Below are 14,480 nucleotides of genomic sequence, written 5' to 3' on the forward strand. Positions count from 1 at the left end.
CTGCCGGTACGATCCCTGGCGAGCCGCCGCGAGGGCCGAACGCGTCCGCGTGTCTGGATTGGATCGAACATCGCGAGGCAGCTTGCATGTCTGGAGCCGGATTCGGGCTGACTACTGCGCACTTTCCGAGGATGTGGCGGCTTCGGAATCGTGCCGGGCTATTTAAACGTGATGCATGATTTTATTGTGTGATAAGCATTGGGAATCGTGCAGTGCAGGCCAAGTATCAACCGATTGCGTTACCGGTCTGTGATCGAAATGACGATTTTCGATCCGAATGATCCATGTCTCGATGGTGTGGAATATCCATGAAAACAAGGGTTATTTCGTTGTAAGTTGACATCTCGACAGCATTCGGATTCGCTTGGCTAGTGACAAATGACACAAAGTCCAAGAGCGTGAACTCGATCGGTTACGGCTAACGGGCTTCATCGTCGATCTCGATAGTTTTGCGGAGAGTTGGAAAGCAGTTTCCGTCGGCGGCAATCGATTCGGCACGTTCACTGGCTTTTCGATCGCGGGATATCGTGCATGACATCGGTGGCATCGTCGTCGTTAGGGGCATTGCGCCCTGCAGCGCCGCGTACTGCGAGCGGTTCTGTCGGCTTGCGTAACCGCGAGTTGCGCCTGTCGTGCCCGCGCGCGAAGAACGGCGAAAGGGGCGGCAGGCGCCGGTGTTGCGTTCGATGTGGTTCATGCCGGTGCGGCATGAGCGCTTGAGGAATAACTTGGTAAAAACAAATTAGAAAAAGAATAAGTCGCCATAACGAAGCCGGCCCCACCGCGAAGGGTGGGGCCGGCCCGTGATCTCGGCATGAGCGCGCGAACGCCTTGCAGCCTTCGCGGCCCGGCTTGGCGGCTCAGGCGACCATCGAAGACGGATCGCTGTGCAGGACGAAGCCCTCGTAGCCGGCGTCCGCCACTTCGCGCAGCTTGGCGCGATAGCCGGCAAGGCCGCCGAAATAGAACAGCACGCGGCTGCTCCTGCCGGCGATGTTCTCGCCGAAGATCCAAGACTTGACCTTCGGGAACAAGGTGTAGGCGGCGATTTCCCAGCAGGTCGCGGTCCAGGCGTCCTCGGCCTCGCGGGTGGTCTCGATGACCGGCGTGGACTCGCCCTCGGCCCAGCCGATGAGCTCGCCGATCCACTCCACCTGGCTTTCGATGCTGGGCGGCAGGTTGCTGAAAGCGCTGTTCGGTCCGAGCACCATGAACATGTTGGGGAAGCCCGCGGTGGCGACGCCCAGATAGCTGCGCGGCGCATCCTTCCAGTGGTGCTGCAGGGTTTCGCCGCCGCGGCCCCGTATCTCCATCTGGTTATAGCTGCCTTCGACCGTCTCGAAACCGGTCGCGAACACCAGCAGATCGAGTTCGTGTTCGACGCCGTCCTCGGTCAGCACGCCGCTCGCGGTGAGTTCCCTGATCGGATTTTCCGGCAGGCTGACCAGGGTCACGTTCGGCAGATTGTAGGTCTCGTAGTAGTCGTTGATGCAGATCGGACGCTTGGCGTAGAGCTCGGTCGGACACAGCTTGCGCGCGGTCTCCGGGTCCTTGACGATCTGGCGGATCTTGGCGCGGATGAAGTCCGAGGCGGCCTGGTTGGCGGCCGGGTCGGAGGCGATGTCGGAGAAGGTGCCGAACATGAAACGGAAACCGTTGCCGATCTCCCAGTGGTGCTCGAACACCTTCTGGCGTTCTTCCTCCGACACGCTCATCGCCGCCACGCCGCTTTCCTCGAAACCGCAGGCGATGCGCGAGTTGCGGATGCCGTCCCAGATCCGGTCGAAGTTCTGCCGGTATTCGGCGACGTAGGCCTCGCTAACCTGGCGGCTGCCGGCCGGCACGCAGAACTGCGCCGAACGCTGGAACACGGTCAGGTGCCGGGCCAGCTTGGACGCAGCGCAGATGAACTGCACGCCGGTCGAGCCGGTGCCGATCACGCCGACGCGCTTGCCCTCCAGCGACAGGTCGGCCGGCCACGCGCCGGTGTGCACGACCTGGCCCTGGAACTTCTCGCGTCCGGGAATCTGCGGGAACACGATCTTGGACAGCACGCCGACTGCGTTGACGAGATAGCGGGTGGTGAACAGCTCGCCGGTGCTGGTGGTCAGCGTCCACACATGGTGGATCTCGTCGAACACGGCCGTGTCGATGCCGGTCTTGAGCTGGATGTCCTTGGCCAGGCCGTGGCGGTCGACCACCGCCTGCAGATAGCCGAGCATCTCGGGCTGGTCGACGTAACGGTTGCGCCAGTCCCAGTTCTCGCTGGTTTCCTGGTCGAAGGAATAGCGGTAGACGAAGCTCTCGGTGTCGGCGCGAGCGCCCGGGTACTTGTTCCAGTACCAGGTGCCGCCGACGCCGCCGGCCTTGTCGAAGGCGCGGACCTTGAGGCCTAGCTCGTTGCGCAGCTTGTGCAGCATGTAGATGCCTGCGAAGCCGGTGCCGATGACGATCGCGTCGAAGTGGGTCTTGTCATTGTCGATCACGGATTGACTCCTGGATGCTCCTCAGCGTCCGCGATCACTCGGAAGGCCTGGCGTCGGAGTAGTTTCGGGAAACCACGTTGTCACCGCACGTGCGAGCGATCGACGATGCTGCGGTAGGAACTCGTGATCGCCGCGAGCGCGGCGGTTTTTTCCGGGTCGGGACGGGCGGCGATGGCGCGCTCGGCGCTGTCGCGGTCGCGGTTGGCCAGGACGATGGCGGTGGTCGGCGGGCGGCGCACCGCTTCGTAGCGCTGCAGTGCGTCGACCGTGTCGCTGTTGTCGCCGAGTTCGCCGGCCAGGCTGACCGCATCGAGAATGGCCTGCGAGGCGCCGTTCGCGCCGACCGGGTACATCAGGTGGGCCGCGTCGCCGAGCAAGGTCGCCCGGCCGATGCCCCAGCGCGGCAACGGGTCGCGATCGACCATCGGGTACTCGAGGATCTGGGTGCTGCGGATCAGCAGATCGGGAACATCGAGCCAATCGAAGTCCCAATCGGCGAAGTAGGGCAGTACGTCCTTGACCTGACCCGAGCAGTCCCAACTGGCTTCGCGAGTCAGGTCCTGGGCGACGTCGGGCACCATGCAGACCCAGTTGACCAGTGCGCGGCCTTGTCGGGCGTGGCGCGCCGAACAGGGGTAGGCGATCAGTCGGCTGGAGCGATCGTCGTTGGCGACGATCATGCTGCGGCCGTCGAGGAACTCGTCGACTTCGGTCAGGCCGCGCCACATCTGGATGCGGGCCGGCAGCAGTTCGCAACGGTCGGGGTGCAGGCGGGCGCGTACCGCCGAGTGCAGGCCGTCGGCGCCGATCAGGGCGTTGGCTTCGAAGGTTACGACCGTGTTACCGGCGCGGTCCTGGGCGCGGACGCGGATGGCGGTGCGGGTGTGTTCGAAGTCCTGCACGCGCACGCCGGTGCGTACGGCGTCGGCGCCGAGCCGCTCGCGCACGGCGGCCAGCAGCAGCATCTGCAGTTCGCCGCGATGGATCGCGTACTGCGGATACGGGTCGCCGGCGGCTAGGCCGCGCGGTTCGCTCCACAGCGTGGTGCCGGCATGGTCGAGATAACGCAGCTCGCGGGTGGCGATGCCGGTCGCGGCGATCGCCTCGCCCAGGCCGAGCGCGAACAACTGGGCGATGGCGGCGGGCTGGACGTTGATGCCGACGCCGAGGGGGCGAATGCCGTTGGCGCTTTCGAGCACCACGACTCGTTCGATGCCCTGCGCATGCAAGGCCAGGGCGGTCGTCAGCCCGCCGATGCCCGCGCCGGCGATCACGATGTCGGTTTGCGTGGAGGTGGACATAACGACGGAAGCTCCTCGACCTTGGGTTGTCGGACTGCCGGTCGCAACCGCCTTCCGATCGAGGACGCCGAGGCTGATGCAACGGTGTCGGCGACGATGAGCGACCGCTGGACTGCAGGCCTGCGGGCAGAGGGGCCGCGACGCTCGCCTGAGCGACCCGGCCCCTCGTCGCCTTCCATCCGTCACAGGCGGCGCCGGGTCCGGGACAGCGGGTCTCGGGCCGAGCCGCCGCGACGGGCGATGCGCATCAACGATGGACCGACGCGACCGAGTAGACGTGCGGGGTGGCGCGCGCGAGTTCGGCGCTGCGCTTGCCGTAGTCCTGCGCGGCAGGGTCTTCGCGGGTGGCCTTGATGTCTTCGGCGCTGCGCCACTGGGCGTAGTTGACGACGCGGCTGCCGTCCTTGCTGGCGAGGATGCTCACCGAGATGAAACCGGGACGGTGGCGGATCACCTTGTCGGCGCCTTCGTTGAGGAGATCGACCAGCGCCTGCTGTTTGGCGGGCTCGACATCGAAAACGTTGATGAAGGTCACCGTGTCGTCGGCGCGGATTACCTGTTCGTTCTTGGCCATGATGTGATTCTCTGCTTTGTTCCGGCATGGACTACGCCGGTCGGTGGGTATCACGGCAGACTCGCCAGGGAGCGTTGCCGTGCATCTCGAAGCCCCCTGTGTCCGCCTGCCGCGAGCGAAACTCGCGATCGGGCTTCGACCGTTAAAGTAATGAGAGGCCATCGCCGGCGCATCTGTAGTTTCTACGGATAGAGAACGGCCCGTGGAGATTCTGAAGTGCGCGCGAGGGATGACATCGGCCGCGAAGTGCGACGTCGAGGTGAATGTGCCGAATCTTGGAGATTAGATTTGTGTCGCGAAATGTCTTTAAAACAGCGGTATTCGACAATCCTTTGCGGAGCTGGAAATCGCGCGGCAATCCGTGCAAGTGTTATCTGTCATATAAACAATCAGTATGTCGTCATGACTTCAGTTGCCGCAGAACCGGCGTGCGGACCCCTGTTGAAGGAGTGGTGAGCTGGCGATGACGCAGCGATGACAGGCATCGTTGGCTGTGGCGACCGGTCGTAGGCAAGGCCGGCTCAGATACCTGTAGGGGCGACGTGAGTCGCGACTGCGGTACGCGCAGAGGCGCCAAGGCCGATGTCGTTCGATGAAGCGGCGCGCTTTCGCCAGAGTAGGAGCGACGCAAGTCGCGACCAAGAGACGCGCAGAAGCGGCGAGGCTTTCGTTACTCGCCGAAGCGGCGTGCTATCGCCAGGGTAGGAGCGACGCAAGTCGCGACCACGTCGTCTCCGGTTGCGGCGCTTCTGGCCGCAGGGCGGTGAAGCCGAATCAAGAACAAAGCTTCCGCTCCCTAAAGGGTGCGGGTAACTTTCTCGTCCAAAGCAACAAAAGAAAGTCACCAAAGAAAAGTGCTTCTTCTTGCAAGGGCACCAGCCCGCACGATCGGTGCCGACGCAGGGATGCTCCAGACAGGCCATCTCTGGCCTGCTTGCGCACGGCCCACATCCCCGCGAGCCGCCCTACGGGTCTTCAGTTGACCGGCAAAGCGGTAAAGCGGATCAAAATCCGGCGCGGCAGACGACGCATTGCTCTTGGGTAGGAGCGGCGCAAGCCGCGACCGCGCAACCCCGACCATCCGCGCCGGCAGCCGCAGATTCGCGGTCGCGACTCACGTCGCTCCTACAGGGGATGGCGTCGCTGCGTTTGGCTTCCAATCGCCGGTCTTAGCCTTGGCCTTGGCTGTGCGCCGCCGCGCACTCGCGAAGGCCCTGGACGACCCGAAGGGCGGCGCGCGGGGATGCGCGCCGTTTTTCATCGGGACAGGGATGTCCCGTATGAAAAATCTACGCGAATGCATCGCTCGTGCGGGCCTGTAATTCAAAGAACAGCAACTTCTTTGGTTACCTTACTTTTGTTGCTTATGACAAAAGAAAGTAACCCGCCGCTTGAGTGGCGGAAGCTTTGGGGTTGATCCTGATCCTGATTTAGGGGGCGCAGTAACACCGTCGCAGCACCGCCTCCACGCAGAAAGGACGTCACAGCAGCCGATCCACGCGACACCAAGTAGTCGCGACCCGCTTAGACGATGGACGTAACGAAATGCAGCCGGCTGCACCAGCAACCGGCTGCACCAGATTGTCCGGCGCACGGCCGGACCCGATATTCAGATCGGACGCGCCTCCACGATGCTCAGGCCCGAAGCAGTCGGCAGGACTCGCTCCATGGCGAAGCCCGACGCGGCGAACAGAGTCTCGAACTCGTCGGCAGTGCGCTCCTGGGCGCCCAGCAGCACCAGCATGTGCAGGTCCAGCCATTTGCCGAAGAACGGCTCTTCGCCCTCCGGCAGCACCAGCTCGACGATCAGCAGCTTGCCGTGTGCCGGCATCGCGCGGCGGCAGTTGCGCAGGATCTCGATGCTGCGTTCGTCGTCCCAGTCGTGCAGCAGCAGCGACAGGATGTAGACGTCGCCGTCGGCGGGCACTTCGACGAAGAAGTCGCCGCCGACCGTGCCGCAACGGTCGCCGACGCCGGCCTCGGCCAGGCGCTTGCCGGCGGCCTCGGCCACGTGCGGCTGATCGAACAGGATGCCGCGCGCTTCGGGCTGGCTGCGCAGGATCGCCGAGAGCAGCGGGCCGTAGCCGGCGCCGATGTCGACGACGGTCTTGAACGGCGAGAAGTCGTAAGCCTCGACGACGGCCTGGGCGACCTGCTTGGTATAGCCGGCCTGGGCTTCGTTGAACACGCGGTCGGCCTCCGGATGCTGGGCCAGATAGCCGAAGTAGCTGGTGCCGAACTGCTTCTCGAACGCGGTCTCGCCGGTCTGCACGTTGTGCAGCACGTCGGCCCAGGCGCGGTACTGCTCTTCGCCGTGCATGATCGCCTGCGGACGCATCGAGTCCGGGGTGCCGCTGCGCAGCAGCGCGGCGAGCGGGGTGATGCCGAACACGCCCGGCTGGTTCTCGGTGAACACGCCGATGCTGGCGATGGTGCGCAGCACGCGCTTGAGCAGCGGTGCCTTGGCGCCGGTCGCGGCCGCCAGTTCCTCGATCGGCTTCGGCGCATCGGCGACCAGGTCGGCGATACCGAGCTTGGCGGCGACGTAGAGCGATTGCGTCACCCAGTAGCCGGTGATCATCTGCAGCAGGATCGACGACAAGGGTACGGCGCCGGCACGGATATTCTCAGTCATATGCACTCCTGGAGTAGTTATGCGCAAAAAGTCGTGGGGTGGCGTCGGCGATAAGCGGGTCGCCCAGCCGGTTGGACGGGCCGGGAGGACGCCTGCGCATTCGCTCAGCCGGTGATTGGAACGTCGCAGCAAGTCCGATGCATGACCGCCCCTGCGAACATCGGATTCGTTTTGGGACTTCGCGGCGCTTTATGCGCCGTCCGGACGAGGCCGGCGTGTGGTGCAAGATAAAAAACCGATAGCGCTCACACTAAGTCCGAAACTGCGATGCAGTACCGGACACGCCGCGCGATGCGTCCGCTCGGCGGCTGCAAATCTACATCGATCCCATCATTGCCGGTTACGTACTTTCTACGGTTAAACCGCCATTTTCCATCTGATAATTTGCCGTCGCCGCTGGAAGTCGAGAGCCGCATCCGAACGAGGAAACAAGGGTTCGGGCGGCATTCGCGATGTTCCCATCGGTATGGATGGGGCGTCGGCCGCAGTACGCGCTCGCTATACGGCATGCCGAATTCCGGCGCCACGGCGTGCGCCGCTCGGTTAAGCAAGTCGCATGCAGGGGTCGACGCGATCGATCGCGTGCCGGCACTCAAACCTAATGGGGAGACGATTCCATGTTTCGACCGTTGAGCGTAGTCAGAAACGAGGACGATTGGTCGCCGCAAACCTGGCAACAGCGTCCGGCGCAACAACAACCCCAATATGCTGCGGACGGGGGACTGGAGAAGGCGACCGACCGGCTGGCGCGATTGCCGCCGCTGGTGACTTCGCTGGAAGTGTTGAAGCTGAAGCGGGCTCTGGCCGAAGCGCAGGAAGGAAGACGCTTCTTGCTGCACGGCGGTGATTGCGCCGAGAGCTTCGTCGACTGCACCAGCGAGATCATCGCCAACCGCCTCAAGGTGTTGCTGCAGATGAGCATCGTCCTGGCTCACGGCTTGAAGCAACCGGTGATCCGGGTCGGCCGCTTCGCCGGACAGTACGCCAAGCCGCGTTCGACCCACGAGGAAACTCGCGACGGCGTGTCGCTGCCGAGTTTTCGCGGCGACATCGTCAACGGCGCCGATTTCGACGAGGCCTCGCGCCGTCCCGACCCGAACCGCCTGTTCGAGGCCTATGCCCATTCGGCGCTGACCCTGAACTTCACCCGCGCCATGGTCGATGGCGGCTTCGGCGACATCCACCATCCCGAGTACTGGAAGCTCGACTGGGTCGAGCACTCGCCGCGCGCCATCGAGTACAGGCGAGTGGTCGAAGAAATCGCCGATTCCCTGCGTTTCATGAAAACCGTCGGCGGACAGTTCGTCGACAGCCGCATGCACACCGGCTTCTACACCTCGCACGAGGCCTTGCTGCTGCACTACGAAGCCGCCTTGACCCGGCGCGTGCCGCAACGCGGGGGCTGGTTCAACCTGTCGACGCACCTGCCCTGGATCGGAATGCGCACGGCGGCGCTCGACGGCGCCCATGTCGAACTGTTCCGCGGCATCGGCAACCCGATCGCGGTGAAGGTCGGGCCGACCACCAAGCCCGACGAATTGCTGCGCTTGATCGACGTGCTCAACCCCTACGAAGAACCGGGCCGCCTGACCCTGATCACGCGCATGGGCAAGGCCCGGATCGCCGATGCCCTGCCGGGCCTGCTCAAGGCGGTGCGCCAGGCCGGACGCCGGGTGCTGTGGGTCGCCGACCCGATGCACGGCAACACCGAGAGCGCCGGCAACGGCTACAAGACCCGCCGCTTCGACAACATCCGCGGCGAGCTCGACCTGGCCTTCGACATCCACGCCGCCGAGGGCACGCGCCTGGGCGGCGTCCACCTGGAACTGACCGGCGAGGACGTGACCGAATGCCTCGGCGGCGCGCGCGACCTGGCCGAAGCCGATCTGAGCCGCGCCTACAAGACGACGGTCGACCCGCGCCTGAACTACGAACAGTCTCTGGAGCTGTCGATGCTGATCGTCTCCGCCAGCCGCGCCACGCCGTCGGCGCGGCCGATCGCGCCGCCCTTGCGGGCGATGGGCGGCTCGCTGTGAGGAGCCAGGCCACGGCCGATGCATGCGATGCGCGCCGCCGCGAGCAGAGAATCTCCGCCGCGGCAACCGCCACGAAGGGCGTCATGCCCAAGACGATGGAAGCAATCATGACCGGTATTCCGAAGATTCAGCCTTATGCGATGCCGACCACCGCCCAGCTTCCCGCCAACATCGCGAGCTGGACGATCGATCCCGATCGCGCGGTGCTGCTGGTGCACGACATGCAACGCTATTTCCTGCGCCCGATTCCATCCGAAGGCCTGGGCTCGGTGCTGGTCCGCAATGCCGCCTCGATCCGCCGGCGCTGCCAGGCGCTCGGTATCCCGGTGGCCTATACCGCGCAGCCCGGCGGCATGACCGCCGAACAACGCGGCCTGCTCAAGGACTTCTGGGGCAACGGCATGCAGGTCGACCCGGTCGACCGCAACGTCGTCGACGAACTGAGCCCGGTCGAGGGCGATTGGTCGCTGACCAAGTGGCGCTACAGCGCGTTCTGGAAATCGGACCTGCTCGAGCGCATGCGCGAGTCCCGCCGCGACCAGTTGATCATCTGCGGCGTGTACGCCCACATCGGCGTGCTGATGACCGCGGTCGAGGCGTTTTCCAACGACATCGAAACCTTCGTGGTCGGCGACGCCGTCGCCGACTTTTCCCTGGAACGTCACCTGATGGCGCTCGAGTACGCCGCGCGCTGCTGCGCCGTCGTGGTGACCTCGGAACAGGTGGCCGCATGACTAGTTCATTGCTGCGCGGCATCGTCGGGTGGCAGGCCGGCCAGGGCGCGTTCGCGTTGCTGTTCCGGCCGCAGTCGGACGCCCACGACATGCTGGACGTGTTCGCTGGCGAGATGGGCCAGTTCGATACGCTCGAATCGATTCCGCTGGCCGACGCGGGAACCGTCGGTGAGGAAGTATTGGTGCTGGTTCCCTACGGACAATTGCGCGAGCGCGGTTTCGCGTCCGTCGACGATGGCCAGCGTCTGCAAGTCATGACGATCCATCAGCGTGAGCGCGTTTCCGTCGAAGAGGCGCTCAAGACCATCGCCGCGGCGCCGATCGAGCTGGCCGGCGGCGAGTTCGACATAGACGACGAAGCCTATGCCGACAAGGTGCGGCGAATCGTCGCCGACGAGATCGGCCGTGGCGAGGGCTCCAACTTCGTGCTCAAGCGGACCTTCGTCGCCGACATCAGCGGCTATTCGCTGCCGGTCGCGCTGGCCGCGTTCCGTCGCCTGGTGCAGGAAGAGGTCGGCGCCTATTGGACCTTCATCGTCCATACCGGCGAGCGTACCTTCATCGGCGCCAGCCCCGAGCGCCAGGTCAGCCTGCGCGACGGCGTGGCGACGATGAACCCGATCAGCGGCACCTACCGATATCCGCCGTCGGGCCCGTCGCTGTCGGGCGTCATGGGCTTCCTCGCCGACGCCAAGGAGAAGGACGAGCTGTACATGGTGGTCGACGAAGAGCTGAAGATGATGGCCCACTTTTGCCCGCAGGGCGGCAAGGTGGTGGGGCCGTATCTCAAGGAAATGTCGCGGCTCGCCCATACCGAATATTTCATCGAAGGGCACACCACCAGCGACCCGCGCACCATCCTGCGCCATACCTTGCTCGCCCCGACCGTCACCGGCAGCCCGATCGAGAACGCCTGCAGGATCATCGCCCGCCACGAACCGGAGGGCCGCGGCTACTACGGCGGCGTGGCCGCGCTGATCGGGCGCGATGCGAACGGGCGGGCGATGATGGACTCGGCGATCCTGATCCGTACCGCCGACATCGACGCCGGCGGACGCATGCGCATCGGCGTCGGCGCGACCATCGTGCGCCATTCCGACCCGGCCTCGGAGGCCGCGGAAACCCGCGCCAAGGCCAAGGCCCTGCTGGCCGCGCTCGGCCACGGCCGCAAGTCGGGCTTCGGGCTGGACCCGGACGTGCAGGCCGCGCTGAAGCAGCGCAACGGCGGCATCGCCGATTTCTGGTTGTCCGATGCCGGCGACCGCATCCGTATCGACCCGGCGCTGAGCGGTCGCAAGGTGCTGATGGTCGACGCCGAGGACGCATTCACCGCGATGCTCGCGCAGCAGCTCAAGTCGATCGGCCTGGACGTCACGATGTGCCGCTTCGACGAGCCGGCCTTGTTCAAGGGCGACTGGGACCTTGCGGTGATGGGCCCCGGCCCGGGCGACCCGCGCAATATGGACGACCCGCGCATCGCCAGCATCCGGCGGGCGATGAGCCACCTGCTCGCCGAGAAGAAGTCCTTCCTCGCGGTGTGCCTGAGCCACCAGATCCTGTGCCTGGAGTTGGGGCTGGAGCTGATCCAGCGCGCCACGCCGAACCAGGGCGTGCAGCGCGAGATCGACTTCTTCGGCAGCCCCGAACTGGTCGGTTTCTACAACACCTACGTCGCCAAGTGCGACAGCAGCCAGTTCGCCCGCGGCGAGCACAGCCTGATCGAGGTCAGCCGCGACGCCGAGTCGAACGAAGTGCATGCGCTGCGCGGCGCCGGCTTCGCATCGATCCAGTTCCATGCCGAGTCGCTGCTGACCCGCCGCGGCGTGGACATCATCGCTTCGAGCGTAAAGAGAGTGTTGACCGCATGAAAACCACGATCAGCTGGTGGAACCTGGACCAGTCGGGCCAAACCATAGAATCGATGCGCGACTACCTGAGGGAGGAGGGCGTGGCGCCGTGGGAGGACGTGCGTGGCATGCATTCCAAGTTCTGGATCTCCGATCCGGCCAACAACTTGTGGGGTGCGGTGGTGGTGTGGGAGTCGAGCGACGCGATGAGCCAGCCGCTGCCGCCGAACCGTGCGACCGAGCTGATCGGCTATCCGCCGAGCATGCGCACCACCTTCGACATGGAGGTGTTGATCGAGAACGGCCGCGCCGGACCCTGGCTGGTCGGCGATGCGCTCGAGGAAGAGCACGCCTGAAACGCCGTGCTGACGCGCAAGGTCGAGCGCTTCGGCCGCCGGCGCAGCCGGGCAGCGCGCAGGGTTCGTCGGCGCAGGCGACGGGTCGGTACGGGCACGGCCCGGCTGCGCCGATGCCGGCGACGACAGACGCCCCGATCGCCACGCGCGTCGCGCCCGCTCGGCATCGAGGCCGGACGACGATTTCGATGCAAGACGCAACCCCATTCACCGGACGAACCGACATGAGTCAATTCAACGCGACATCAGCCGAGGCGCTGGAGATTTCGATCTTCGACGTGCCGCCCGAACAACCGATTCCGCTGCTGCGCGAATGGTTCAACCAGGCCATCGACAGCCGCGTTCGCGATCCCGGCACCCTGGCCCTGGCGACTACCGGCATCGACGGGCGCGCTTCCAACCGCATGGTCCATCTGCTCGAGATCACCGGCGATTCGCTGGTATTCACCACCCATGCGAAAAGCCAGAAGGGCCGCGAGATCGCCTTCAACGGCTGGGCCTCGGGCGTGCTGTACTGGCGCGAAACCAAGCAGCAGATCGTCCTGAGCGGACCGGTCGGGCCGCTGTCGGCGGCCGAGTCGGACCTGCTGTGGAGCAAGCGCCCGCCCGAAGCCAATTCCATGTCGACCGTGTCGCGCCAGAGCGCCGTGCTGGAAGACGAGAAGGCGCTGCGTCTGCAAGCGCAGCGTCTGACCCGCGCAGCGATTCCGCTGATGCGGCCGGAGGGCTGGCACGGCTATGCGCTGCGTCCGACCATCGTCGAATTCTGGCAGGCCTCCGACGACCGGTTGCACAGCCGTTTGCGCTACGACGCGGCGCCGTCGGGCTGGACCCATCGCAGGCTGCAACCATAAGGAAGGGCCGACATGAGCGCAGGCAAGTATGTAGTGGCCGATGTATTCACCGACCGGCCGCTGGAAGGCAACCCGGTCGCGGTGTTCACCGATGCGTCCGGCCTGGAAGCGGCGGACATGCAGCGCATCGCCCGCGAAATGAATCTTTCCGAGACCACCTTCGTGTTTCCGCCCGGCGCGGACGGCGATTTCCACGTGCGCATCTTCACCCCGGTCAACGAACTGCCGTTCGCCGGGCATCCGACCCTCGGCACCGCGATCGTGCTCGGCGAGCAGTGCGATGCCGCCGGTTTCGGCCTGGAAACCGCCATGGGTACGGTGCCTTTCACCTTCCAGCGCAACGACGACGGCAGCATCCTCACCGCGAGCATGCAGCAGCCGATCCCGGCCTGGGAGCCGTACGAACTCGCCGACGTGCTGCTCGAAGGCCTCGGCCTGGCCTCGTCGACCCTGCCGGTGGAGATCTACCGCAACGGCCCGCGCCACGTCTTCGTCGGCCTGCCCAGCATCCCGGCCTTGTCGGCGGTGAAACCCGACCTGCGCATCCTCGCCACCTTGCCGGACATGGCCGCGAATTGCTTCGCCGGCTCGGGTTCGCAATGGCGCATGCGCATGTTCTCGCCCGCCTACGGCGTGGCCGAGGACGCCGCGACCGGTTCGGCCGCCGGGCCGCTTGCCCTGCATCTGATCCGTCATGGCCGGCTCGGCTTCGGCCAGCCGATCGAGATCTGCCAGGGCGTCGAGATGGGCCGCCGCTCGGTCATGCACGCGGTGGTCGAAGGTTCGTTGGCGCAGATCGGGCCGATCCGCGTATCCGGCACGGCGACGGTGGTGGCGCGCGGCGAACTGACCCGCTGGAAAGCTTGAGACCGGCGGCATCCGCCGCGCTTCGGTCGCCACCAACCACTCATGGCTTACATAGAGGGCGGCATCATGATCGAACATGCATTCAGTACTTTCGAAGCCGGCAGCGACGACGAGCTGCGCCGCAGGCACCGGGCGGTGGTCGAGGACTATATGAGCCGCAAGGGCGAGGCGCGGCTGACCCGCTATCTGTTGTTCACGCCCGACGGCAGCGGCGGCCTGTGGACCAACGACACCGGCGAGCCGATCGTGTCGCGCGGCCACGAAGGCTTGAAGGCGCACGGCGCGTGGTCGCTGAAGTGCTTTCCGGATTGGGAATGGAAGAACGTGCAGATCTTCGAGACCCAGGACCCGAACCGCTTCTGGGTCGAGTGCGACGGTGAAGGGCAGATCCTGTTCCCAGGTTATCCGCCAGGCTATTACAGCAACCACTTCATCCATTCTTTCCTGCTGGAGAATGGGAAGATCAAGCAGAACCGCGAGTTCATGAACCCGTACCAGCAGATGCGCGCGCTCGGCATTCCGGTTCCGGCGATCAAGCGCGAAGGCATCCCGGCCTGAGGCCGTTCGTTCCAGTGCGCCGTAAACTTGGCAATACCGCGGCCTCTCGGCCGTCGCGACCGGAGTGAAGCACGGGTTGGATATTCGCTAGCCGCGAGCAAGCTTTCGGGGGGAGTGCGCGACCCGTCGGCCCCTTTGGCAAAGGAGAAGGCGCTTGGTTGAATGCCTTCCGAGCGGGGCGCGTTCCTTCGCCCCTTTGGAACAAGGGGCTGGCGCCGACGTACATGGGAGG

At 65.2% G+C, this 14,480-nt stretch carries 12 protein-coding genes; 7 read left to right on the top strand and 5 right to left on the bottom strand.

Translation table 11 applies throughout. From position 1 onward, the window contains the following. Positions 1 to 418: 418 nt before the first annotated feature. The 5 genes from AC6CH2_RS19000 to AC6CH2_RS19020 all read right to left on the bottom strand — a co-directional run bounded on the left by AC6CH2_RS19000 (position 419) and on the right by AC6CH2_RS19020 (position 6,996). Positions 419 to 697 carry a hypothetical protein gene (locus tag AC6CH2_RS19000; protein WP_498270551.1) on the bottom strand — a complete coding sequence of 93 codons (279 nt, stop codon included), beginning with the start codon at positions 695 to 697 and terminating at the stop codon, positions 419 to 421. 163 nt (positions 698 to 860) lie between these two features. Further along, on the bottom strand, positions 861 to 2,486 hold the full coding sequence (locus tag AC6CH2_RS19005; RefSeq protein WP_498270552.1) for a flavin-containing monooxygenase: 1,626 nt from the start codon (positions 2,484 to 2,486) through the stop codon (positions 861 to 863). 80 nt (positions 2,487 to 2,566) lie between these two features. After that, on the bottom strand, positions 2,567 to 3,787 hold the full coding sequence (locus AC6CH2_RS19010) for a flavin-dependent oxidoreductase (protein WP_498270553.1): 1,221 nt from the start codon (positions 3,785 to 3,787) through the stop codon (positions 2,567 to 2,569). Positions 3,788 to 4,034: 247 nt separating this feature from the next. After that, complete coding sequence (locus AC6CH2_RS19015) at positions 4,035 to 4,361, bottom strand: antibiotic biosynthesis monooxygenase family protein (RefSeq protein ID WP_435395156.1); 327 nt, start codon at positions 4,359 to 4,361, stop codon at positions 4,035 to 4,037. A gap of 1,609 nt (positions 4,362 to 5,970) precedes the next feature. Continuing rightward, positions 5,971 to 6,996: a methyltransferase gene (locus AC6CH2_RS19020; protein WP_498270554.1), complete on the bottom strand. Its 1,026-nt coding sequence runs from the start codon at positions 6,994 to 6,996 to the stop codon at positions 5,971 to 5,973. A gap of 629 nt (positions 6,997 to 7,625) precedes the next feature. Here AC6CH2_RS19020 and AC6CH2_RS19025 point away from each other — a divergent pair. The 7 genes from AC6CH2_RS19025 (at position 7,626) to AC6CH2_RS19055 (ending at position 14,248) form a co-directional block, all read left to right on the top strand. Further along, positions 7,626 to 9,032, top strand: coding sequence for a class II 3-deoxy-7-phosphoheptulonate synthase (locus tag AC6CH2_RS19025; RefSeq protein ID WP_498270555.1), 1,407 nt, complete (start codon positions 7,626 to 7,628; stop codon positions 9,030 to 9,032). Between the two features lie 83 nt (positions 9,033 to 9,115). Next, positions 9,116 to 9,766, top strand: coding sequence for an isochorismatase family protein (locus tag AC6CH2_RS19030; RefSeq protein ID WP_498270556.1), 651 nt, complete (start codon positions 9,116 to 9,118; stop codon positions 9,764 to 9,766). Beyond that, positions 9,763 to 11,634, top strand: coding sequence for an anthranilate synthase family protein (locus AC6CH2_RS19035; RefSeq protein WP_498270557.1), 1,872 nt, complete (start codon positions 9,763 to 9,765; stop codon positions 11,632 to 11,634). The genes AC6CH2_RS19030 and AC6CH2_RS19035 overlap by 4 nt, the downstream gene beginning before the upstream one ends. Continuing rightward, positions 11,631 to 11,969 (top strand): hypothetical protein, encoded by a 339-nt coding sequence (locus AC6CH2_RS19040; RefSeq protein WP_498270558.1) that lies wholly within the window; start codon positions 11,631 to 11,633, stop codon positions 11,967 to 11,969. The genes AC6CH2_RS19035 and AC6CH2_RS19040 overlap by 4 nt, the downstream gene beginning before the upstream one ends. A 224-nt stretch (positions 11,970 to 12,193) precedes the next feature. Continuing rightward, positions 12,194 to 12,823, top strand: coding sequence for a pyridoxal 5'-phosphate synthase (locus tag AC6CH2_RS19045; RefSeq protein WP_498270559.1), 630 nt, complete (start codon positions 12,194 to 12,196; stop codon positions 12,821 to 12,823). 12 nt (positions 12,824 to 12,835) lie between these two features. Further along, complete coding sequence (locus AC6CH2_RS19050) at positions 12,836 to 13,690, top strand: PhzF family phenazine biosynthesis protein (protein WP_498270560.1); 855 nt, start codon at positions 12,836 to 12,838, stop codon at positions 13,688 to 13,690. A 66-nt stretch (positions 13,691 to 13,756) separates the two neighbouring features. Beyond that, positions 13,757 to 14,248 (top strand): PhzA/PhzB family protein, encoded by a 492-nt coding sequence (locus tag AC6CH2_RS19055; RefSeq protein WP_498270561.1) that lies wholly within the window; start codon positions 13,757 to 13,759, stop codon positions 14,246 to 14,248. Positions 14,249 to 14,480 lie beyond the last annotated feature (232 nt).

The sequence above is a fragment of the Lysobacter sp. GQ73 genome (assembly GCF_059758755.1).